The sequence below is a fragment of the Domibacillus sp. 8LH genome, from assembly GCF_038806185.1.
GTDB lineage: Bacteria > Bacillota > Bacilli > Bacillales > Domibacillaceae > Domibacillus > Domibacillus indicus_A.
This window is the reverse complement of record NZ_JAVJNG010000030.1, coordinates 1-21,737: the sequence shown is the minus strand read 5'-3', so window position 1 is coordinate 21,737 and position 21,737 is coordinate 1. Positions and strand designations below refer to the sequence as shown.

Annotated in this window: 21 protein-coding genes; 13 read left to right on the top strand and 8 right to left on the bottom strand. The window is 42.9% G+C overall.

What is annotated here, in order from left to right; all coding sequences use genetic code 11:
• Positions 1 to 28: 28 nt before the first annotated feature.
• Positions 29 to 1,108: an NAD(P)H-dependent flavin oxidoreductase gene (locus tag RG959_RS21070; RefSeq protein ID WP_342798792.1), complete on the bottom strand. Its 1,080-nt coding sequence runs from the start codon at positions 1,106 to 1,108 to the stop codon at positions 29 to 31.
• Between the two features lie 322 nt (positions 1,109 to 1,430).
• Here RG959_RS21070 and RG959_RS21065 point away from each other — a divergent pair, with 322 nt between their 5' ends.
• On the top strand, positions 1,431 to 2,318 hold the full coding sequence (locus RG959_RS21065; RefSeq protein WP_342798791.1) for a LysR family transcriptional regulator: 888 nt from the start codon (positions 1,431 to 1,433) through the stop codon (positions 2,316 to 2,318).
• A gap of 255 nt (positions 2,319 to 2,573) precedes the next feature.
• On the opposite strand, the gene RG959_RS21060 is transcribed toward RG959_RS21065, so the two are convergent.
• The gene (locus RG959_RS21060) at positions 2,574 to 3,566 is read right to left on the bottom strand and encodes an NADPH:quinone oxidoreductase family protein (protein ID WP_342798790.1); all 993 of its coding nucleotides are present in this window, start codon (positions 3,564 to 3,566) and stop codon (positions 2,574 to 2,576) included.
• Positions 3,567 to 3,760: 194 nt separating this feature from the next.
• Here RG959_RS21060 and RG959_RS21055 point away from each other — a divergent pair, with 194 nt between their 5' ends.
• On the top strand, positions 3,761 to 4,465 hold the full coding sequence (locus RG959_RS21055) for a DUF421 domain-containing protein (protein ID WP_342798789.1): 705 nt from the start codon (positions 3,761 to 3,763) through the stop codon (positions 4,463 to 4,465).
• Between the two features lie 106 nt (positions 4,466 to 4,571).
• On the opposite strand, the gene RG959_RS21050 is transcribed toward RG959_RS21055, so the two are convergent.
• Complete coding sequence (locus RG959_RS21050) at positions 4,572 to 5,009, bottom strand: hypothetical protein (RefSeq protein ID WP_342798788.1); 438 nt, start codon at positions 5,007 to 5,009, stop codon at positions 4,572 to 4,574.
• Positions 5,010 to 5,446: 437 nt separating this feature from the next.
• On the opposite strand from RG959_RS21050, the gene RG959_RS21045 reads away from it, so the two are divergent.
• The 3 genes from RG959_RS21045 (at position 5,447) to RG959_RS21035 (ending at position 8,066) form a co-directional block, all read left to right on the top strand.
• Positions 5,447 to 6,100 carry a mechanosensitive ion channel gene (locus RG959_RS21045; RefSeq protein WP_342798809.1) on the top strand — a complete coding sequence of 218 codons (654 nt, stop codon included), beginning with the start codon at positions 5,447 to 5,449 and terminating at the stop codon, positions 6,098 to 6,100.
• 324 nt (positions 6,101 to 6,424) lie between these two features.
• Positions 6,425 to 6,796: a YolD-like family protein gene (locus RG959_RS21040; protein WP_342798787.1), complete on the top strand. Its 372-nt coding sequence runs from the start codon at positions 6,425 to 6,427 to the stop codon at positions 6,794 to 6,796.
• On the top strand, positions 6,780 to 8,066 hold the full coding sequence (locus RG959_RS21035) for a Y-family DNA polymerase (protein ID WP_342798786.1): 1,287 nt from the start codon (positions 6,780 to 6,782) through the stop codon (positions 8,064 to 8,066). The genes RG959_RS21040 and RG959_RS21035 overlap by 17 nt, the downstream gene beginning before the upstream one ends.
• A 212-nt stretch (positions 8,067 to 8,278) precedes the next feature.
• Here the strand turns inward: RG959_RS21035 and madM are convergent, their stop codons facing one another.
• Together madM and madL are read right to left on the bottom strand one after the other, a co-directional pair.
• The gene (gene madM / locus RG959_RS21030) at positions 8,279 to 9,043 is read right to left on the bottom strand and encodes a malonate transporter subunit MadM (RefSeq protein ID WP_342798785.1); all 765 of its coding nucleotides are present in this window, start codon (positions 9,041 to 9,043) and stop codon (positions 8,279 to 8,281) included.
• On the bottom strand, positions 9,024 to 9,449 hold the full coding sequence (gene madL, locus RG959_RS21025) for a malonate transporter subunit MadL (protein ID WP_251273336.1): 426 nt from the start codon (positions 9,447 to 9,449) through the stop codon (positions 9,024 to 9,026). The genes madM and madL overlap by 20 nt, the downstream gene beginning before the upstream one ends.
• Before the next feature lie 235 nt (positions 9,450 to 9,684).
• Here madL and RG959_RS21020 point away from each other — a divergent pair, with 235 nt between their 5' ends.
• The 7 genes from RG959_RS21020 to RG959_RS20990 are packed head-to-tail and all read left to right on the top strand — an operon-like array spanning position 9,685 to position 16,493.
• Positions 9,685 to 10,335: a GntR family transcriptional regulator gene (locus RG959_RS21020; protein WP_251273335.1), complete on the top strand. Its 651-nt coding sequence runs from the start codon at positions 9,685 to 9,687 to the stop codon at positions 10,333 to 10,335.
• A 29-nt stretch (positions 10,336 to 10,364) separates the two neighbouring features.
• Complete coding sequence (locus RG959_RS21015) at positions 10,365 to 11,297, top strand: ACP S-malonyltransferase (RefSeq protein ID WP_342798784.1); 933 nt, start codon at positions 10,365 to 10,367, stop codon at positions 11,295 to 11,297.
• 24 nt (positions 11,298 to 11,321) lie between these two features.
• Positions 11,322 to 12,974: a malonate decarboxylase subunit alpha gene (gene mdcA / locus RG959_RS21010; protein ID WP_483298912.1), complete on the top strand. Its 1,653-nt coding sequence runs from the start codon at positions 11,322 to 11,324 to the stop codon at positions 12,972 to 12,974.
• 15 nt (positions 12,975 to 12,989) lie between these two features.
• On the top strand, positions 12,990 to 13,847 hold the full coding sequence (locus RG959_RS21005; protein WP_342798782.1) for a triphosphoribosyl-dephospho-CoA synthase: 858 nt from the start codon (positions 12,990 to 12,992) through the stop codon (positions 13,845 to 13,847).
• A gap of 15 nt (positions 13,848 to 13,862) precedes the next feature.
• On the top strand, positions 13,863 to 14,174 hold the full coding sequence (locus RG959_RS21000; protein WP_342798781.1) for a malonate decarboxylase subunit delta: 312 nt from the start codon (positions 13,863 to 13,865) through the stop codon (positions 14,172 to 14,174).
• Positions 14,152 to 15,840, top strand: coding sequence for a biotin-independent malonate decarboxylase subunit beta (gene mdcD / locus RG959_RS20995; protein WP_342798780.1), 1,689 nt, complete (start codon positions 14,152 to 14,154; stop codon positions 15,838 to 15,840). The genes RG959_RS21000 and mdcD overlap by 23 nt, the downstream gene beginning before the upstream one ends.
• The gene (locus RG959_RS20990; protein ID WP_342798779.1) at positions 15,831 to 16,493 is read left to right on the top strand and encodes a malonate decarboxylase holo-ACP synthase; all 663 of its coding nucleotides are present in this window, start codon (positions 15,831 to 15,833) and stop codon (positions 16,491 to 16,493) included. Before mdcD ends, RG959_RS20990 begins: the two co-directional genes overlap by 10 nt.
• A 33-nt stretch (positions 16,494 to 16,526) precedes the next feature.
• Here RG959_RS20990 and sdhB read toward each other — a convergent pair whose 3' ends face one another.
• From sdhB to RG959_RS20975, 3 genes are read right to left on the bottom strand one after another with little or no spacing between them, the layout of a single operon-like run.
• Positions 16,527 to 17,288: a succinate dehydrogenase iron-sulfur subunit gene (gene sdhB, locus RG959_RS20985; RefSeq protein WP_315691374.1), complete on the bottom strand. Its 762-nt coding sequence runs from the start codon at positions 17,286 to 17,288 to the stop codon at positions 16,527 to 16,529.
• Positions 17,285 to 19,051 carry a succinate dehydrogenase flavoprotein subunit gene (gene sdhA / locus RG959_RS20980; RefSeq protein ID WP_342798778.1) on the bottom strand — a complete coding sequence of 589 codons (1,767 nt, stop codon included), beginning with the start codon at positions 19,049 to 19,051 and terminating at the stop codon, positions 17,285 to 17,287. The genes sdhB and sdhA overlap by 4 nt, the downstream gene beginning before the upstream one ends.
• A gap of 30 nt (positions 19,052 to 19,081) precedes the next feature.
• Entirely contained in the window at positions 19,082 to 19,690 is a 609-nt protein-coding gene (locus tag RG959_RS20975; protein ID WP_242234273.1) for a succinate dehydrogenase cytochrome b558 subunit, read from the bottom strand.
• Between the two features lie 186 nt (positions 19,691 to 19,876).
• Between RG959_RS20975 and RG959_RS20970 the strand changes: the two genes are divergently transcribed.
• Positions 19,877 to 20,755: a LysR family transcriptional regulator gene (locus tag RG959_RS20970; protein ID WP_342798777.1), complete on the top strand. Its 879-nt coding sequence runs from the start codon at positions 19,877 to 19,879 to the stop codon at positions 20,753 to 20,755.
• Positions 20,756 to 21,737: the final 982 nt, after the last annotated feature.

Here is a 21,737-nt window from a genome sequence, read left to right as displayed (position 1 = left end):
GAAGGAGAGCAAGGAACTTCTGAAGCTACTATATACATACACTCATTTTGTTCACTTCTTCTATTATCTCTTTCATTAATGCTTTAACGGTTTGATTTTTGGCTAGTCTCGGACTCTGGCCAGACCAAAGGGACATAAAGTCTTGATTGTTTTGTGTACTGCTCGTTTTTCTAATCATTTGCGTGAGTTGATTTTGAACAGGAAAATCAGGCACAAGCATTTCGTGCTCCTGCATATCTGCAATAAATTTGTTTTGGATGCCTCTTGCCCATTTGCCAGAAAAAGAACGGGTAAACGTCATCTGGTCTTCAGCCGCATTTAAAATAGCTTCTTTATGTACCTTGTGTGCGCCGCTTTCTACACAAGTCAGGAAAGCTGTCCCCATTTGGACACCTTTTGCTCCTAAGCAGATAGAAGCCATTAATCCTCTTCCATCCATAATGCCTCCAGCAGCAATAACAGGAATGCTTACATGGTCCACAACCTGCGGGATGAGAGACATTAAACCTATTAAGCTCTCTTGATGCTCATCGATAAAGTTCCCGCGGTGCCCGCCCGCTTCACTGCCCTGCACGACCACCATGTCCATTCCCAATTTTTCATTTTCAATAGCTTCTCTAACCGTGGTAGCTGTTCCGATAAGGATGATGTTATGCTGCTTTAATTCAGCTATTACTTCCTTGGAAGGAATACCAAACGTAAAGGAACAAACAGGGACCTTTTCTTCAATAATCACGCTAATTTGTTCCGTAAAGCTTTGGAAAATACTGCTGAATTCCGGAATATCAGGGTGATCGGCTGGCTCAATATTCAATTGCGCACAAACAGGGTGTAGAAGCTGGTTAGCTGACTGCACTTGGTCTTCTGTCACGTAAAATTCGTTGGGTACAAATAAGTTGACACCAAAAGGATTGGGTGTTAACTGTTTGATTTCCCTGATCTGTTCTTTTGTTTGAACAGGAGTCATATAACCTGCGCCAATCATTCCCAAACCGCCAGTATTAGAAACCTCAGCCACTAATTTCGAAGTCGTGATTCCGCCAGCCATAGGGGCTTGTATGATTGGATACTGAATGTTGAAACGTTTGGTCATTTCATTCTGTAACATAAGTTCCACCTCATGGTTTTTATTTGTCCATCTATTATATTTCAAGCATACCTTTATTTTGATATATAGCATAATATATAAAAATGATTATAGGTATCAATAAAATATATATATAGAAGAGTACCTTGAAAGAGGAGGATCTATGAATCTATATACATCATAAAATTTCTGAGCGGCTGCTTCTTTAAACGGCTTATCTCTAGTTAAGCTCGATTGAATTTTGAGCATAGCCTTATTTTGCTATATGATCTAATGTATATAAAAGTTATTTGTTATCAATTAAGATATATAGATAAAAGGACGTATCTGGAGGAGAGGTTTTATGGATTTGCATGCGTTAAAAATTTTCCAGACTGTCGCAAAGTTAGGTAGTATTTCTCAGGCAGCAAGGGAACTCCAATATGCTCAGCCTAATATCACCATGAAAATTCAGCAGCTGGAAACGGATCTTCAAACAACTTTATTTTATAGACATAATCGCGGCACGACCTTAACGGCTAAAGGAAGTATGTTATTAGCATATACAGAAAAAATATTTAATCTCATAGAAGAAACAAAAAGTGTAATCAATGATGATCACATACCAAAGGGTCCTTTAGTTATCGGCTCGATGGAAACAACTGCTGCCGTTCGATTACCAGCCCTCATTGCAAAATACCATAAAGACTACCCAGACGTTGATTTCACTTTAAAAACAGGGCCTACCGACCAACATATTCAAGGAGTTCTTCAGTATGAACTGGATGGAGCGTTTGTAGCTGAACCAATTGAGCATCCTGATCTTATTCAAAGAGAAGTGATTGAAGAAGAATTGGTGCTCATTACAGATTCACATCATCCTTCTTTATCTTCTATCAAAGATATTCAAACTAAGACGCTGCTTGTATTTCGTTCTGGGTGTTCGTATCGAGCAAAGCTTGAACAGTTGTTGCACCAGGAAGGAATAGTTCCCAATAAGACGATGGAATTTGGCACTCTTGATGCAATCGTCGGCTGTGTGGCTGCTGGTCTGGGCACAAGTATGCTTCCACATAGTGTGATTTCCAAGTATATACAAGATGGCACCCTTAGACAGCATCCAGTTCCGGATCCATATGGAAAAGTCAAAACCATATTCATTCATCGAAGAGATAAGTATGTACCTGCGTCTTTAAAAAAATTTATAAATATGTTAAGTGATGAAAAGGGCTTGCTAAATAGCAAGAGTTAGATTTGGGGAGTTACATTTATACACTAATCACTTTTAAGAGAATCGAACCTTTAGCATATTTAAATATATGCGAAAGGTTCGACCTCGCTTGCATCCTATACTATGAAGGAGCAGGCTTTCCTTTTGGGAAGTGTGTAATTTAGGTATATAGGCCAAAGCTACAGGTAATTTGGTTTGTTTTGTACCCGTCATTAATCCTTCATTATCACCGTTTCCATATATAGCGGTAATACTCTATTCTACATTCGAGCTCATCTAGATACGTACAATAATTCTGCCGCGGACTTTCCCTTGTAAAATAGTAGGTAGATACTCAGGCAATTGCTCCATTGAAATTTCTTGTTGGATAAAATCCAATAGCTTATCGGTCTTTAAGTCTGCAGCCATACGATCCCAAACTTTTTTTCTAATATCCATTGGGCAATACACCGAATCAATTCCAAGCAGGTTCACCCCGCGAAGAATAAAAGGAAATACACTTGTCGGTACGCTGCCTCCGCCCGTTAATCCGCTCACAGCTACGGAACCACCGTAATGAATCTGGCTTAAGATGGCGGCCAGTGAAGGTCCTCCGACCGGATCAATTGCACCTGCCCATTTTTGTTTAGCTAACGGTTTAATTTCTCCGTTATATACGTCTTCCCGGGAGATCACTTCTTTAGCACCGAGCTCGTGTAAATAGTCGTGTTCTGAAGATTTTCCAGTGCTTGCTGTCACCTCGTATCCTTTTGCAGCGAGCATGGAAACAGCAAGACTTCCTACTCCACCAGTGGCACCGGTTACAAGTATTTTTTCTTTATCCGGTGTAATTCCGTTTTCCTCCAGTCTCTGTATCGATAATGCAGCTGTAAAGCCTGCTGTTCCTAATACAATCGCTTCTTTTAATGTTAAGTTTTGGGGGAGGGGCAAAATCCAATCCCCAGGAATTCGGGCATACTCACTGTAACCACCAAAGTGAGAAACACCTATTTCATAACTTGTTGCAATGACTTCATCACCCTCTTGAAAGCGAGGATCTTCGGAAGAAACCACTGTTCCTACCAAATCAATGCCCGGTACAAACGGATAATTTTTTACAATTCTTCCGTCAGGCGCAGCCGCTAACCCATCTTTGTAATTGATTCCCGAGTAATGAACTTTAATCAAAACACCGATTTCAGGTAAATCCTTTAAAGAGATCTCTTTCATTCCAATTGAAAATTGATCGTCTTGTTTATCTACTACTAAAGCGTTAAATACCTCTTTCATTGAGCACGCCTCCTTTAGTTCGTATCGTTTCCATTATACAAAATGATTCGGGCCAATAGGCAGTCACAGGAAAGTTGTATACGGACTCATATGATTCATAATAAATCCAGTTATTTGTATAACTGAGCTGACCTTTTTTAAATAAATATTTCTTCCGCTTCAGGAAATAATACCGTCAAAAAGGGGGAGAATTGTTGAGCGTTACGGAAACAATCATTAGAACATTAGTGGCATTTCTTACTTTATCCATTCTCATGAGAGTGATGGAAAGAAAAGAACTTTCAGAGATAACCTTTTTTAATTTTGCTTCTGCTGTTGCGATGGGCTCTGTAGCGGGGAATCTTGCTTTCAATAAGAATTTAACCATTTTGAACGGTGTTATTTCCTTAATTGGATGGAGTGTATTGACGCTTTTGTTGGGATGGATCGTGATAAAATCGAAAAAAGCAAGAAAACTTATGAATGGAGAACCCCTTATTCTGATTAAAAACGGCAAGATTATGGAAAAGCCGCTTCGCAAGGTGAGTTTAGATATAGATGCGCTGCATGCATTACTGAGACAAAAAAATATTTTTTCCATCACTGAAGTGGAGTATGCCATTTTTGAAACGACAGGGGAGCTTTCTGTGATGAAAAAAGACAGTAAACAACCCGTGACCAAAGGTGATATGAATCTGATTAATCCGCAAAAGAAACTGCTGCCCACTATAACGGAAGTGGTATCAGACGGCGTTGTGAATACAACTAATTTAGAAAAGCTGAACCTTAACAAGGAATGGCTTCATAAACAATTAACACAAGCCGGAATTGCCTCTCTTTCAGATGTCTTATATGCTGAAGTGCAGCCAGACCAAACGCTGTATATAGACCGAAAAAACGATACATGGCATGAAAGTTAGAAAAAAAAGGCTGCCGGGATTTTCTCGACAGCTTGGACCGATAAAAACAGTTAAGGCGCTGTGCACTCAACTGTTTTTCTTTCTTCACTTTTCCATAGATATCTTCTTATTTATCGGGTAAATACTTGGTCAGCTCGAGTGAATCCCGCCAGTGCGGGAAATAAGGGTGGTCGACAAACAGGTGAACAGGCTCACCACGGCCATTATGAGCAGCTGCCCCTTGATAGATGGTGACAATCACACCGGATTCACGAAGAACACCCATTGTATTTCGAAACGTTTTATCTGAAATGTGGTTTCTGCTTAAAAAGTCTTTTCTCTTCATGTAGAAAAAACCGCGGTCAGCTGAAGTCATACAAACTCTTTCTATCACTTTGCGTGTGCCTTCTTTTAAACGGCCAAACGTATCTTCTCCAAAAGCTTTGACCGATGCATGTAAAAATTCTTTTTTTAATTGATTTAGCTGCTTCGGGTCGTGTGTGTACGCAGGGTAATGGACCATTTGTTCAAATTCGGACAGACTTAGTTTTTTATATCTACTCAAGACCTTGCCTCCTCAATTAAGCACTATCTCTTCGATTGTCGGAGTTTCGCTGCTTTATCCAGCTTCCCATCGGCTTCCGCCTTTATGATTATTCACCCTTAAGCTCCATTTTCCTCTTTTTTTCATTCATCTATAAAACTCGGCTTTTGGCAGGAAAAAGAAGGTTCCCCCATTCTTATCAAAAGCCCATTTTACATCAAAGTCAAATGAAACGTTTGTTGATTTTCTCTTCAATGGGCAGCTGTTTCCTGGTCAGAGTAAACGCGTCTTTGCTCTTGACCAGTTTTCAATGAAACAGATTTCTTGTTTTTGTCATGGCACTCTTGATCGTTCCAAATGATTATAAGATATTACCGTATAACTACTAAAAAACTAGTAATTTACTTAAAAGTTAAAATATTCTCGCAGCCAGTGTGTTACGACACAAAGTAAAATGAATAACAAGTGTTTACTCATATAAAACAAATCAAGTACTTAATATGATTCCTAACATCTTTGTGGCAGTTATCTTGATTACGGTCGGAGTTGTGATTGCAAGATTCATAGGAGACTTGCTTAGCAGTCTGTTAAAAGGCACAGGCATTGACAATGTTACAAAGTATTTAAATACTAATCCTAAAGCCGGTATACCTTCTTTTGATCTTGCAGCCATTATTGGAAAAACGGTTCAAGTTCTCATCATTATCTTTTTCACAGTCGAAGCACTCAATGTGCTCCGCCTTGAAGTGCTACATAATATCGGTGCAGCCGTGATCAGTTATTTACCGCTTGTTTTAAGTGCGTTAATTATTCTGGGCCTTGGTTTTGTTGGATCCTCTCTTCTTGGGAACTATATCCAAAGAGCAACAGGTAACCGTTTATTTGGCAGTATTGTGAAATATTCGATTATCATTATGGCGATCTTTATGGCACTGGCACAACTTAACTTCGCGACAAGCATTGTTAATTTTGCCTTTTTGTTTGTTGTAGCCGGTCTTGCCGTTGCATTTGCTCTTTCATTCGGTCTTGGAGGACGCGAATTTGCAAAGCGCCAGCTGGAAAAGTTTGAAGCAAGAGCAGAGGCAGAAAACAAAAACCCGAATAATGAGTAAAACAAGAAACCTTTATACTAGGCAGTTTTTTTAAACAACTAAGACAATTAAACACTTTAAAGGCACGAACCAAACGCACGATTAGCGTTTGGTTCGTGCCTTTTTATTGGCAGGAAAGAGCAGGGAACCGAAAGCAATAAAAGAGCAATGGAAGTTATAGTGTGGGTAAAGCTAATGTCCACCAAGCTAAACAAATAGGAGCGTTTAATCAATGTTAAAGATCAATAAATAAAAATTTCATTATCCAGCAGGAATATTTGTTCTGATGAGGAACTATATATGTATGGTAGGAACAAGCGTTCTCATAGAAAGGAGTTATGTTGGATGAAGAAATTATACCAAGATCGCGGAATGATGAAATGGCAGGGGCTGATCCTCTCTGAACACGCTGAAATGATCAGCAGGGAAAAAAACAAGCCTGTTAAAAGGGAGCTTTTATTTGATGAGCAGCAACTCGAGGAATTTGACCAGATCATTCATTCCTCCATTCATTTGCAAAAAGAAATTGTGTTTGAACTGAATACATTTGGCGATAACAGCTTGCTCAAAGTGAGCGGGGTTGTGTCAGAGTGCGGCCAGCTTCCAGGCCAGCAGCCTTACTTTAAATTAAAGGGGTATAACTCGACATTTCGATTGGATGAAATCGTGTCTATTTTTTTTGCTGCAGGGGTCGATGGCGATGGGGACACCAACTGAAGATAACGACTTGCCGCGCAGGGATATTCTTTGCATTGATGTGAAATCTTTTTTTGCTAGTGTGGAGGCCGTGCGGTGCAGAATTCATCCGCTTTATGCGTATGTGATTGTGATTGCCAATAAAGACAGGTCTGGTTCTGTCGTGCTGGCTGCTTCGCCACGGGTAAAAAAAGAATTTGGCATCCGGACAGGGTCACGAAATTATGAAATTCCGGAAGATCCCCGCCTGGTGATTGTGGAGCCTTCCATGTCTCTTTATTTGAAGGTAAATAAAATGATCCTTGATATTTACCGGCGGTTTGTGCCGGATGAAGATTTGCATATTTATTCGATTGATGAAGTTTTTCTGGATGTGACAGCATCCAGACAGCTGTTTGGCGATAAGGTTACGATTGCGCGCACGATACAGCGCATGATTTGGCAGGAGCTTCGCCTGGTGGTAACGATCGGCATTGGGGATAATCCATTGCTTGCCAAATTGTCACTTGATAATGAAGGGAAGGAGGCCGCTGACGGGATTGCTCACTGGGCGTATGAGGATGTGCCGGAAAAGGTCTGGGCGATTCATCCGATCACAAATATGTGGGGGATTTCAGCAGGATATGCAAAATCACTTCATAACCTGGGCATTGAATCGGTAAAGGATCTTGCCCATGCAGACAAGTGGAAGCTGAAAAAGAAATTCGGCATTTTAGGATTGCAGCTTTACTATCATGCATGGGGAATAGACTATAGTATTCTTTCCGAGAAAGCAGGACCGCGCGAGAAATCTTTTTCTAAAGGACAGATTTTAATGCGTGATTATCACCGAGCGGATGAAATCAACATTGTCATTAAGGAAATGACAGAGGATGTGGCGATGCGCCTGCGCCAGCATGGAGTGTCGGCAGCAGGGATTGCACTTGGCATTTCCTACACACAGGATATTGAAGACCGCGGTTTCAGGCACCAGGTGCTGCTGCCAAGAAGCACGAATCAAACGGCAGAGCTGTCCAGTCATTTTGTGCGGCTGTTTAAAAAGCACTGGCATGGGCAGCCGGTGCGCCAGATTCATATCGTGTGCAGCCGGCTGGAGGCGGCAGGGCACGAGCAGATCGATTTATTTACACCGGTGAAGCTGGACAAAAGGCGTCATATTTTAGATGAAACAATTGACCAGCTGCGGGATCGTTTTGGGAAAAAAGCGGTTTTTTATGCGTACAGCTTGATGAGGGGAGGGACGTATCTGCAGAGAGCGGGACATGTGGGAGGGCATAAGGGAATGTCTTAATCTGTTAGATATCTGCGTTTTAAAAAATGCAATCTAAATAAAGGAGGAGATAACCAATGAAGAGGAAACAAGATACCTGGTCAGAAGAAAATAATTTGTTGTCTGCTGAAATCCTTTGAAGAAGCAAGAGATGTGTTGAACAGGCCTAGATAGCCGATTAAATAAAAGAGTTGTTCCATGCCGGTATATATAGCTGGCATGGAACAGACTCGTTATCCCACAATGGCTTTTGTCAGTAGAAAAAGCACAGAGGGTCCCATTAAACAGCCGAGTCCTGTGTAAAATGTAGCTGTCACTGCTCCGTATGGGACCAATTTGGGATTAGTAGCCGCCAATCCGCCGGCAACGCCGCTCGTTGTTCCCAGGAGCCCTCCGTATACCATGGCTGAGCGTGGATTGTTTAAACCGATGTATTTAGCGATAAATGGAGTGCCTACCATCGTTAAAATAGATTTTACGAGCCCGGCAGCAATGCTGATGGTAATGACTGTAGAGCTTGCTCCAATGGCTGCGCCAGTGACAGGGCCTACAATGTACGTCGCTGTACCGGCACCAATTGTGGTAAGGCTGACAGCATCTGTATAACCAAAAGCAAAAGCAATCGCAACCCCAACAACAAAAGAAAGAACCACACCAATAAATAATGAAGCAACACCACTAAATCCAGCTTTTTTGATTTCATCGAAATTAGCACCAAATGCAGTCGAAACAATGGCAAAATCGCGAAGCATGCCCCCGCCCATTAAGCCAATGCCAGCGAAGATACTGACATCGGATAAGCCTTTTTCGCCCCCAGTCGTTACACCGCCAACATAAGCAAGAAGTAATCCTAAAATGATGGCAATGGCTGAGCCATGAACACGTCCTTTCGTGAATTTATCAGACAGGAAATAAGCAATATACATGGTAATACCGACAAGGGCAAAAGAAACAATCAAAGGGTTGTCTACAAATACGTCACTTAACGTTTGAAACATTTGATTCCCCTCCCGCTAGCATTTGATTTTCCTTGCCTTCTTCAACCGGAACTTGGTGAGCGCCTTTACTTAAAAGGGGAACAAGCATCCAGCTGATTACCACAGCTGCAACACCTGCCACAACAGCAAGAGGGCCTCCATCTAAAGCTGCTGCCACGTTTTGGTTTGCCGACATAGCGATGACGATTGGGATATACATAGCACTCCAGAAACCAAGTCCTTCTTGCGCGGGCTGGCTGAGCTTTCCACGTTTTTTCAAGTAATCGACGATTAAAACAAGCATAAGCATCGCAAGGCCAACACCGCCTACATTTGCGTCAATACCCAATAAAACACCAAGCATTTCACCGAAAAAGAGACCGGTTAACATACAAATTGCCAGTAACGCTACGCCAAAAATAACCATTATTCCACCTCACTGTTTTAATAATAGGGCGGCCATCGGAAAACATCGGCTAAAGTAAGCGGTTACAAAATAGATATGAATACAGTCGACTGTATTCTAGGGAATATCATAAACGCAACAAAATAAAAATGCAAACCTTATTTTTTGTTTTTTCTAAATATTGAATTATTTTAAAAACATTTGTATAATAAAAATCGACAGTCGACAATTTACAAAAATGTGAAGGGGTGACAAGATGGCACCACATAATTTTAAAAATAATGCTTTATCTAACTCCATTGCAGAACATATTACAGAACAAATTATTGCAGGCGATCTGCAGCCGGGAGAAAAATTAATAGAACAAAACTATGCAGAAGAATATGGAACGAGTAGAGCGCCTGTGCGTGAGGCTATTTATTTGCTGGCAATCGAAGGACTCGTTGAAAGAATTCCGCGAAAGGGTGCAGTTGTAAAGGAATATACAGAAAATGAGATCTATGACTTGCTGGAAATTCGAAATACGTTAGAGAATATGGCAATGGACCGGATCAAAAAGTACGGAACAGACCCAGAAGTGCTAAAAGAAATGAATCAACTTCTTAAGGAAATGAAAAAAGCAGAAGATGTTCATTCTTATACACAATTGAACCACTCTTTTCATATGTGTCTTATTAAGATGAGCAAAAGCGAAACAATCCGAAACGTTTATTCACGCCTTGGATGGCCGCTGTTAAGAGTTCAAAGTCTTTCTTTTGCGAGAGAGGGAAATGTTCAAAAATCTATTGCAGAGCATGAACTGATTATACAATTACTAACAGAAAAAAATATGACCGAGTTAGCTGACATCCTAGTGAAGCATAATGAAGATGTGATTTCCAGCCTCCAACAAAAGTTTGAATCGTAAATGCCCAGTAAAGAAGGCGGGTGAAGGATATGAAAATTTCTTTTTTGTTTCCCGGACAAGGTTCCCAAAAGCCAGGGCTGTTAAATGACCTGCCAGCAGGAACTCCAGTTCAGAATGTGATAGCTTCCGCAAATAAAACGCTAAATGAAAGCGTATACAATAATCATTCAAAAGAAGCACTGTATTCAACCAAGTCCGTGCAAATATCCCTTTTAACTGCTGGCGTTGGAGCTTTCAAAGCATTTGAAGCAGCAGGTGTTAAACCGGACTTTGTGGCAGGACATTCCGTCGGTGTATTTAGCGCGGCTGTTGCCGCCGGTGTTATTGACTATCAAGACGCCTTAAAAGTTGTGAGTTATCGGGGGGAGCTAATGGAACGAGCCTACCCAAAGGGATATGGTATGGGGGTTGTACTGGGCATGACTGAGGATACGCTGAAGTCTATTGTCAGCCAGCACTATGAAGAAACGAACCCTGTGTTTATTTCAAACAAAAATGCACCAGATCAAATCACGCTGTCAGGAGCCTTGCCCGGGGTACAAAGAATTTTAAATGTTGCCAGACAAAATGGGGCGCGCTGTGCTTCCTTCCTGAATGTCAGCACGCCCTCCCACTGTCCGCTTCTCTCATCCGTATCAGAAGAACTGTCTGAACTGCTTCGTGACATCCCGTTTTACAAACCTCTGATCCCATATGCGGGCAATAGAGGGGCTAGACTTTTGTTTGATCCAGTTGACATTCGACAAGACCTTGCTGAAAGTGTTTCTTCCGCTGTTCAATGGCATGATGCATCAACAGTTTTATATGAAAATGGCACAAGACTATTTATTGAAATGCCACCAGGAAATGTACTTTCCCGTTTAGCAGCAAAGGCATTTCACGAGGCCAGGGTAATGTCAGTAGCAGAAAATGGATTTGATGATTGTGTTTTTATCGCGAAACGCGAACGATTGAAATCATGAAGGGGGACTGCAAGGATGGAAACGATGGAACAGGCCGTAAATCAAAAACGTTCATGGACAACAAGGCTGGATGCGAAGAAAAAGCGGATAGACAGTGTGAAAGGTCTTGTTAACGGAAGAGTTATTCCGACTGATCGAATTGTAGAAGTACTGGAAAAATTGATTAGGCCGGGCGACCGGGTTGTTCTGGAAGGAAACAATCAAAAGCAGGCTTCCTTTCTTTCAGAAGCACTCGCGCAGACGAACCCTAAAAATTTGTTTAATTTGCATATGATTATGTCCAGCATTTCAAGACCGGAACACTTAGATCTGTTTGAACGTGGCATTGCAAACAAAGTTGATTTTGCATATGCAGGGCCGCAAAGTCTTCGAATAGCCCAAATGCTTGAAGACGGGAAACTGACAATGGGTGAAATTCATACGTATGTTGAATTGTACGGCCGTCTTTTCGTTGACCTCATTCCTTCTATTGCTCTCGTGGCTGCAGATAAAGCAGACAGGCAGGGAAATCTGTATACTGGTCCAAACACAGAAGAAACGCCAACGCTTGTCGAAGCGGCCGCATTCCGGGACGGTATTGTGATCGCCCAGGTGAATGAACTGGCTGATGAATTGCCCCGGGTGGATATTCCGGGTTCCTGGATCGATTATATTGTGGTTGCAGATGAACCATATGAACTCGAACCGTTATTTACACGTGATCCCCGTCATATTACCGATATTCAAATTTTGCAGGCTATGATGGTCATCCAAGGCATATATGCAAAACACGAAGTACAGTCGTTGAATCATGGGATTGGATATAATACAGCGGCAATTGAATTACTGCTTCCTACGTACGGTGATTCACTTGGACTGAAGGGGAAAATTTGCAAGCATTGGGCGCTAAATCCGCATCCGACTTTAATTCCTGCTATTGAGAGCGGCTGGGTTGACAGCGTTCACTGCTTTGGCGGGGAAGTCGGAATGGAAAAGTATGTGGCAGCCCGCCGGGATGTTTTTTTCACAGGACACGATGGAAGTTTGCGTTCAAACCGGACTCTCTGTCAAATGGCAGGGCAATACGCAGTCGATTTATTTATCGGGTCAACGCTGCAAATGGACCGGGATGGAAACTCTTCTACTGTGACACGCGGCAGGCTGGCAGGCTACGGGGGAGCGCCCAATATGGGACATAATCCGGGTGGGAGACGGCATTCAACACCGGCCTGGTTAAATATGATGTCGTCCAATGATTTATTGGCCCGCGGGAAAAAGCTGGTTGTTCAAGTTGTTGAGACGTTCCAGGCTGGGAACAAGCCTGTTTTTGTTGAATCACTGGATGCGATTGATGTCAAGAAAGATACCGGCCTTGCGACAGCGCCCGTTATGATTTACGGGGATGATGTTACACATATTGTTACAGAGGAAGGCATTGCTTATTTATACAAAACAGACAGTATGGAAAAGCGAAGAGAAGCGGTTGCGGCAGTTGCCGGGGTTACACCGGTTGGTCTTGGGCATGATTCAAAGAAAACAGAAAGCCTGCGGCACGAAGGATTGATCGCACTTCCGGAAGACTTAAATATCCGGCGGACTGATGCCAAGCGCTCACTGTTGGCGGCCAAAAGTGTAGAAGAAATCGTTCAATGGTCGGATGGGCTGTACGAACCACCAGCTAAGTTTAGAAGCTGGTAAACAGGAGGGATAAAAATGAGCCGTGCAAAAAAGACATTTAGCCGCTATGCAGCCTCGGCAGCCGTTCGCTCATTAATAGAAGAAGCTGAACTAACACCAAAGCCAGGACTGGTGGATAAACATAACAATGGCGCTCACCAGGACCTGACCATTGATATCATGAGAAAGTCCGCTGTATCACTAAAAGAAACGTTTGAAGGTATAGCGTACATTAGCTATGGGAGGAGCCCGTCCATTTTGCTAAGGGAAGAAATTGGCGCAATCGGACGTAAAGGGGAACAAAGAATGCTGGAAACAACCGGCGGCGTCAATACGCATAAAGGAGCCATCTGGGCGATTGGCCTGCTCGTTTCAGCTGCAGCGATGGGAAAAGGCTGCTATTCAATAGAAGAAATGGTTTCGCTGGCCGGGGAAACCGCTCGATACCCAGATCAGCATTGTCCTATTACAGCTACAAATGGAAAGCGTGTTTCTGAAAAGTATGGTGCAAGCGGAGCCAGAGGAGAAGCACAGCAGGGTTTTCCACATATTATGAATGTTTCGCTTCCCGCCCTCGAAAAGTCGCGGGCAGCTGGGCTGCCAGAAAGTAGCGCTCTGCTGAATACGCTGCTGGCTTTAATTGTCCATTTAAATGATACATGTATTTTGCATCGCGGCGGTCCTGAAGCTCTTGGATTTGCAAAAAAGCAAGCAGCCGCAGCGCTGGAGGCTGGCAATCTTTCTTATATACAGACACTGGACGAAGAATTTACAAAACGCAATATTTCTCCAGGCGGCAGCGCGGATCTGCTTGCTGCTACAATTTTTTTGGATAAAATGCAGCCAAATCGGATGGACAATCACATGTTAAAAGAATTGCAATACACACAGTAAACGGAGGTGCTTTATGTGGAAACACTCAAGTATACATTTCCCGCCACAAAAAAAATCAGCCAGCGTGCACACGTTGGGGTTGTAGGTTCAGGTGATATAGAAGTGATATTAGAACCGTATGATGGAGCAGAAACGGAAGTCACCGTTCGGACAGGAGTTACCGGATTTAAAAAGACATGGGAAGCCGTCATTGATCGCTTTTTTGCACAACATGATATTGCCGCAAAAGTAAAAATTAATGATTTTGGCGCTACACCCGGTGTTGTCACTATACGCCTTGCCCAGGCATTGGAGGTGAGCTCTCTTGACACAAGCATTAAGAGCTAGTTTTGTAGAATGCAGCGGACGAGAAAGAGCAGTAAAACTGCTGGATGATGGAACGTATAAAGAACTGCTCAGCCCATTTGACGGAGTGGAGTCTCCTCATCTGGAGCCTCAAGGGATTGTGCCTCAAAGTGATGATGGCGTTATTGTGGCAAAAGGAACCATTAATGAACAGCAAGCTGTGGTTATTTCAATCGAGGGAAGTTTTCAAGGCGGCGGTATCGGTGAGGTATCCGGTGCAAAAATTGCTGGTGCATTGGAAATAGCATTAAAACAGTGTGAAAGTGGAGCTAAAGTGATCCCTGTTTTAGTGTTTGATACAGGCGGAGTGAGACTTCAAGAAGCCAATTATGGGCTGCTTTCTATTGCTGAAATTGGCGCAGCCATTGTAGCGCTTCGTCGTTATGTTCCTGTGATCGCAGTGATTCCAGGGAAAATTGGTGCATTTGGTGGAATGTCAATTACAGCAGGTCTTTGCAGTGCCATTATTATGACAAAAGAGGGCCGCCTAGGATTAAATGGACCAGAAGTAATTGAACAGGAAGCGGGTATTCGTGAGTTTGATTCCAAAGACCGGCCATTAATTTGGAGTACCATTGGCGGGGAACAGCGAACTGCGGCCGGCTTTGCAGACTTATTAATTGAAGATGATATAGAGTCTATTAAAGAAGCTGTTTTTTGTATGATAAAAAGCGGTGCCATGTTTGCACCGAGAACCGAACAGGTGGAACGGTATGAAGCATTTTTAAATCAATTAGATCTGTCACAGCGGCTAACGCCTGAAGATGTACGGCGGCTGTGGGATGAACCTGGTCAAAAAACAGTTGAAGAAAATCAATCTGTTTCAGAAAACATAAAATCCGAAGGACGGGGACAAATTTGGTTTGACCTGCTGCGAAATGGCGCTCCAGAGATAAGTGATGTTCCTTCTGTACGGGTGGCGGATGCTTTAATTGGGGAAACCAAGGTACGATATATTGCTATTGTGCCGGATGTGCAAAGCCGCTTTTTAAGAGCACGAAACGGAGAAGTAGGTTTGCGGGAAGGCTGGACAATCGCAAAATACATTCGGGAAGCCATTCAAGAAGATCAAAACAGAGAAAAACGAACCATTGTGGCAATCGTCGATGTTCCAAGCCAGGCGTATGGTTATCATGAAGAACTGCTCGGCATTCATCAAGCCTGTGCAGCGGCTGTAGATGCTTATGCTTCTGCACGTTTAAACGGTCATCCGGTTGTTTCATTTATTCCAGGTAAGGCTATTTCGGGTGCTTTTCTATCGCATGGCATGCAGGCCCATCGGTTAATCGCCCTGCATGATCCTGGTGTAAATGTGCACGTTATGTCAAAAAAATCGGCAGCCCGTATTACGCATAGAAGTTTAGAGGAGTTAGAAGCGGCAACAAAAAAGGTAACGGCTATGGCATACGATATTGAATCATTCCAAAAGCTTGGTGCTTTGCATTCGCTGGTCGATGGAGTAGAGGCGGACAGCCCGGAGCCAAAAGATCGCGATATGATTTATAAAGAAATAAAAGAAGCCATTGAAGATATCAAAACCGTTGGCTCAATGGACTTAGAAGTTCGGCTCACATCTCCTCTTGCGCAAGGCGGAGGCCGCGCTGCATCCATTTTAGTAAGAAAAAAGTTGAATGAACAATGGAGTTAAAGCCACATGATTTGTTGAAAATTAAAAGAGCCGAAGATTTGATCAGCTACACACCTGTACCAGATTGGGTGAAAGAATCCCTTGCGAAAGCACCTTTCGTGGTCGTGCGCCGGGCCCGTGCCGCTCGGGGATTAGTAGCTATCGGCGTACGGGGTTCGGTAAGAAGTGAACGGTTTGGAGCTTTTTTACCTGCGGATCTTATTGTAAATCGAATTTCACCTGAACAGCTGACGGAAGAAAAAGGATGGAAGACTCGTTCGAAGGAAATTTTTCAGTCCTTAGAACAAATCAGTCATGTAATGGAGGGAGCTTCACTTAAATGGGGTCCTGTTGGCAGTCTTGGATTTGAGCTAGCCAGCGGAAACGAAGCAGTCACAGAAAAAAGTGATATTGATATCGTTATTCGTTTTTCAAAAGAAATCACCTTGAATGTTGCCAAGAAGATAAATGATGAATTGAAGAAAAATCCTTTCCGAATTGATGCTCAAGTAGACATGCCAGCAGGTGCTTTTTCATTAAGTGAATATGCCATATCAGAAGAAAAAGCAATTTTAATCCGAACGGTAGACGGTCCGCTCCTAAAAAAAATCAAAGAACCACCCCTTACCGGTTGTACGATAAGAGGTGGTTCTTTGATTAATAAAGTCGATTAACTCGACAGAGGTATATAGCTGGATTCCTTCTTACTATGCTTGATCGCTTCCGAAGAAATTACGGAACGACTGGAATGTTGCTTCCCGGTTTAAGGCGGCAATCGATGTTGTTAACGGAATGCCTTTCGGACAGGACTGCACACAGTTTTGCGAATTCCCGCAGTTTGTCAGTCCGCCATCGCTCATGATAGCATCAAGGCGTTCTGCTTTATGCATCGCTCCTGTTGGATGGGCATTAAATAAACGCACCTGGGAGAGAGGGGCTGGCCCAATAAAATCGGATTTGCTGTTTACATTCGGGCAGGCCTCTAAACAAACGCCGCAGGTCATACATTTGGATAATTCATAAGCCCACTGGCGTTTTCTCTCAGGCATACGCGGTCCCGGCCCAAGATCATACGTGCCGTCAATTGGGACCCATGCTTTTACCCGTTTGAGTGAATCAAACATACGGTTCCGGTTGACCTGAAGGTCGCGGACAACCGGGAAGGTGCTCATCGGCGCCAGGCGAATCGGCTGCTCAAGCTTGTCCACAAGTGCTGTGCAGGACTGCCGCGGCTTGCCGTTAATATACATGGAACAAGCCCCGCACACTTCTTCTAAACAGTTCATATCCCATGCAATGGGTGTCGTTTTTTCTCCTTTTTTATTGACAGGGTTCCGCCGAATTTCCATGAGTGCTGAAATCACGTTCATATTTGGACGGTACGGAACTTCAAATTCTTCTTCATAGGGAGTGGAATCAGCGGTATCTTGACGTGTAATAATAAAAGAAACCATTTTGTGTTCGCTCATGCCTTCTCCTCCTTTTTCTTCGAGTAATCGCGTTTACGGGGAGCAATTAATGATACATCCACATCTTCATAATGGAAGGCTGGCGCCGTTTTTTCACCGGCAAAGGCCGCCATGGTTGTTTTCAAAAATTCCTCATCGTTTCTTTCTGGGAACTCAGGTTTGTAGTGAGCGCCGCGGCTTTCATTCCGGTTGAGTGCACCGATCGTCATTACGCGGGCCAAGTGCAGCATGTTTTTAAGCTGGCGGGTAAAGGCCGCTCCCTGGTTGCTCCATTTGGCTGTATCATTAATATCGATATGTTGATAACGTTCTAGAAGCTCTACAATTTTATTGTCTGTTTCTTTTAGCTTATCGTTATAACGGACGACTGTTACATTGGCTGTCATCCACTCGCCAAGCTCTTTGTGCAGAATATAGGCGTTTTCGGTTCCTTTACCCATAGATAAAATATCGTTCCATTTTGCTTGTTCCTGTTTTACATGCTGATCGAAAACAGTGGAAGAAACCGCATCGGCACCTTTCTCGAGGCCGTGAATATAGCGGACTGCATTCGGGCCGGCTACCATGCCGCCGTAAATAGCGGAAAGAAGGGAGTTGGCTCCCAGGCGGTTGGCCCCGTGCTGTGAATATTCGCATTCCCCGGCCGCAAAAAGACCTGGAATATTGGTTTGCTGGTCGTAACCCACCCACAATCCACCCATAGAGTAATGAACGGCAGGGAAGATTTTCATCGGCACTTTACGCGGGTCATCACCCATGAATTTTTCATAAATTTCAATGATACCGCCAAGCTTTATATCCAATTCATGCGGGTCTTTATGAGAGAGATCTAAATACACCATGTTTTCGCCGTTAATGCCCAGCTTCTGGCTGACACATACATCGAAAATTTCACGAGTGGCAATATCCCGCGGTACCAGGTTTCCGTAGGCCGGATACTTTTCTTCAAGGAAATACCATGGCTTTCCGTCTTTGTATGTCCAAACACGTCCGCCTTCACCGCGCGCCGATTCACTCATTAAGCGGAGTTTGTCATCGCCGGGAATCGCCGTCGGATGAATTTGAATAAACTCACCGTTTGCATAATGAACGCCCTGTTGATAAACGATTGACGCTGCTGAGCCTGTGTTGATAATCGAGTTCGTAGATTTACCAAAGATAATACCGGGACCGCCTGTTGCCATAATCACCGCATCACCCGGGAAAGCTTGAATATCCATACTCATTAAGTTTTGAGCGACAATTCCCCGGCAGATCTGTTCTTCGTCTACAACTGCACCAAGGAATTCCCAGCCTTCAAATTTGGTAACAAGCCCTTGTACTTCAAAACGGCGCACTTGCTCATCGAGTGCATAAAGCAGCTGCTGGCCGGTAGTCGCACCGGCAAAAGCGGTACGGTGGTGCTGGGTGCCGCCGAAACGGCGGAAATCCAGCAGCCCTTCCGGCGTACGGTTAAACATAACGCCCATCCGGTCCAGCAGGTGGATAATACCTGGTGCTGCTTCAGTCATCGCTTTGACCGGAGGCTGGTTGGCAAGAAAGTCCCCGCCGTATACTGTATCGTCAAAATGCTCCCAGGGAGAATCTCCTTCCCCTTTTGTGTTCACTGCTCCATTAATGCCGCCCTGGGCACAAACAGAATGAGAGCGCTTTACCGGAACGAGTGAAAATAAGTCTACTTGTTTTCCTGCTTCTGCAATTTTAATGGTCGCCATTAATCCGGCTAAACCGCCGCCCACGACGATAATTTTTCCTTTATTCATCTAAACCCCACCTTATTTAACGCGTTCAAATTAAACAAAAGCGAAAATGGTACGAATGCTAATCAATGATAATGCGATAAAAATACCCAATGTGACATATGTTGAAATTCTTTGAGAACGAGGGGTAACAGTCAAGCCCCAGCTTACGCCGAATGTCCACAAGCCATTTGCGAAATGAAAGACTGTGGAAAGAACCCCGACAATATAGAATGCAAGCATAGCTGGATGATCTAAAATATTGGCCATCATGTCATAGTTTACTTCTGCCCCAAAGAAAGCTTGAATTCTTGTTTCCCATACATGCCAGGCGATAAAAACGAGAGTAACAACGCCTGATACACGCTGAAGCGTAAACATCCAGTTCCGGAAATAACCGTACCGGTTTACATTGTTCTTCGCTGTAAAAGCAATATACAGTCCATAAATCGCATGAAATAAAATAGGAAGAAAAATAATAAATACTTCAAGCGCGTAACGGAATGGCAGGTTCTCCATAAAATGCGACGCCTGATTAAATGCTTCCGGTCCCTTTGTCGCAAAGTGATTGACCACCAAATGCTGAATTAAAAAAACCCCGACCGGAATGACACCCAACAATGAATGCAGCCGCCGGTAGAAAAATTCCTTGCTTGTTGCCATACATGATCCCCCTCAAATAAAATACCTCATGAATTGAGCAAAATAGAAAACCTTTTCTTTGTTTAAATGATCTCTATAGGTTTTATGATATGACTGATGAATAATAATGTCTAATTTATTAATTGCATGTTATTCATGCAAAAAAGGTATATACTATTGTTACTCCAATAAAGAGGTGAGACATGGATGGAATGGCAGCAAATTGAATATTTTCGGGTTGTGGCACGCTTGCAGCACATCACCAATGCAGCCGAGGTTTTATCTCTTTCTCAGCCTGCTCTAAGCCGGTCCATGGCGAAGCTTGAGGAGGAACTCGGTGTTCCGTTATTTGAGCGGCAGGGACGCACCATTAAGCTAAATCAGTATGGGCAGCTGTTTCTGGTTCGGGCGGACCGGATTATGAAGGAATTTCAAGAGGTAAAGCAGGAGATTCAGGACTTGCTTGACCCGGATTTTGGAGAAATATCGTTAGGCTTTATGCCTACCCTGGGCACGTATCTGATTCCAAGCTTAGTCAGGTCTTTTCAGGCGGAATACCCGAATGTTAAATTCCGCTTTAAACAAAATGGAAACGACTCGCTTCTTAAACAGCTGGAAGCAGGCGAAATTGATTTTTGTCTCGTATCCTCAACACCGGACACCAAACAAATCCATTGGACCGAATTGTGGAAGGAAGAATTGTTTTTGATTGTACCCGCCGATCACCGCCTCGCCCATTACGAAAGCGTAACGTTACGGGAGATTGCTGATGAAACGTTTGTGCTTTTAGAAAAAGGAAACGGCATTCGGGGAATTACAGACAGATTGTTTCAAGAAGCGGGGATAAGTCCGGAAATCACTTTTGAAGGCGAAGAGGTGCACACGATCGTGGCGTTTGTGACAGCTGGACTGGGCGTTACGCTTATCCCGGATTTTAAAGGAATCGACTGGAGCCGGGTTTCAAGAATACGCATACGCTCATCTAATTCCTATCGGGTGATAGGACTCGCCCGGGTAGAGGGCAGATATATATCACCAGCAGCCGAGCGGTTTTATCAATTTATTAAAGATTATTTTATAAACTAAAGGAAGAAAATAGTCAGGTAAGAACCAGTGGCCCAGAACGGCAGAGACAGTTCTTACCCAGCTGTTTTTAACCGAAAAAGCGGATATTAACCTATATAAAAAGCCATCACAACAAGGGGGGCAGGATTTTACTGTTCTTATCTGGAATAGAAGACAACCTGTCGTTTCATTTTATTTTATAGATTGGAGACTGGATTGAACTAAGCAATTCCGTTTATAAAAGTTTTTCGCTTGCTCTTACTTGCAAAAGTAAGTTGCTAGTGGGACGCTTTTTTTAGACTATGTTAAATAATTTAAAAAATATTGTTTATTCGTACAGCTCAGATTTTGCTGCCGTATAATGGCTTTATCGAAATAAAACTGGATGAAAAACTTTTCTAAGGCGACCTAGGAGTATGGCTTGAATGATAAATTAAGTTAAAATTCAATCAAGGTATTGCAAAAATTTTTTCCCTGTGAGATACTTTTGAAAAAATAATAGCTTTTTAAAACAAAATGAAAGCGATTACTATTTTTGGGAGGGGAGTCATTTTAATTCTAAAATATGAACTGGCAGCTTAATTTAATTAAAAATGCAGAGTTGAAGAAGAAAATTGTGTAAGAAAATTTAACGAAATCAAAGACAGTGAAAGGATTGCTTTGTAAAATAAGCTCATATTAAGCAAGAGATGAATATGACCTCCATGAAGAAAGACGAGTATCGCTGGTTTATAATTTGATTTATATGAATGACAGTCAGTCACAAACCATTATAAATGCCGTTCGTGTATTTGGTTTATTATACCGCTTAATGAATGACAGTCATTCACTATTGTAGTGAACTGAATAACTTTTTTAACTTACCTTTAAAAACATGGGAGTGACTAGCATGCAAAAAACATTAAACAAAGATCAAAGGTATACGCAAGTAAGCGAATATATCAATAAAGTGCTCAGCCTGATTGAAAAAGAAGCAATTACTGAAGAAGACGCCCAGTGGATT

Excerpts from the sequence above, each read along its gene's own strand:
- RG959_RS21015 (WP_342798784.1), top strand. The coding sequence starts at position 10,365 with ATGAAAATTTCTTTTTTGTTTCCCGGACAAGGTTCCCAAAAGCCAGGG.
- RG959_RS21060 (WP_342798790.1), bottom strand. The coding sequence starts at position 3,566 with ATGAAAGAGGTATTTAACGCTTTAGTAGTAGATAAACAAGACGATCAA.
- RG959_RS21065 (WP_342798791.1), top strand. The coding sequence starts at position 1,431 with ATGGATTTGCATGCGTTAAAAATTTTCCAGACTGTCGCAAAGTTAGGT.
- madM (WP_342798785.1), bottom strand. The coding sequence starts at position 9,043 with ATGTTTCAAACGTTAAGTGACGTATTTGTAGACAACCCTTTGATTGTT.
- mdcA (WP_483298912.1), top strand. The coding sequence starts at position 11,322 with ATGGAACAGGCCGTAAATCAAAAACGTTCATGGACAACAAGGCTGGAT.
- RG959_RS21035 (WP_342798786.1), top strand. The coding sequence starts at position 6,780 with ATGGGGACACCAACTGAAGATAACGACTTGCCGCGCAGGGATATTCTT.
- RG959_RS20970 (WP_342798777.1), top strand. The coding sequence starts at position 19,877 with ATGGAATGGCAGCAAATTGAATATTTTCGGGTTGTGGCACGCTTGCAG.
- RG959_RS20990 (WP_342798779.1), top strand. The coding sequence starts at position 15,831 with ATGGAGTTAAAGCCACATGATTTGTTGAAAATTAAAAGAGCCGAAGAT.
- RG959_RS21070 (WP_342798792.1), bottom strand. The coding sequence starts at position 1,108 with ATGTTACAGAATGAAATGACCAAACGTTTCAACATTCAGTATCCAATC.
- sdhA (WP_342798778.1), bottom strand. The coding sequence starts at position 19,051 with ATGAATAAAGGAAAAATTATCGTCGTGGGCGGCGGTTTAGCCGGATTA.
- sdhB (WP_315691374.1), bottom strand. The coding sequence starts at position 17,288 with ATGAGCGAACACAAAATGGTTTCTTTTATTATTACACGTCAAGATACC.
- RG959_RS20975 (WP_242234273.1), bottom strand. The coding sequence starts at position 19,690 with ATGGCAACAAGCAAGGAATTTTTCTACCGGCGGCTGCATTCATTGTTG.
- madL (WP_251273336.1), bottom strand. The coding sequence starts at position 9,449 with ATGGTTATTTTTGGCGTAGCGTTACTGGCAATTTGTATGTTAACCGGT.
- RG959_RS21040 (WP_342798787.1), top strand. The coding sequence starts at position 6,425 with ATGAAGAAATTATACCAAGATCGCGGAATGATGAAATGGCAGGGGCTG.
- RG959_RS21005 (WP_342798782.1), top strand. The coding sequence starts at position 12,990 with ATGAGCCGTGCAAAAAAGACATTTAGCCGCTATGCAGCCTCGGCAGCC.
- RG959_RS21020 (WP_251273335.1), top strand. The coding sequence starts at position 9,685 with ATGGCACCACATAATTTTAAAAATAATGCTTTATCTAACTCCATTGCA.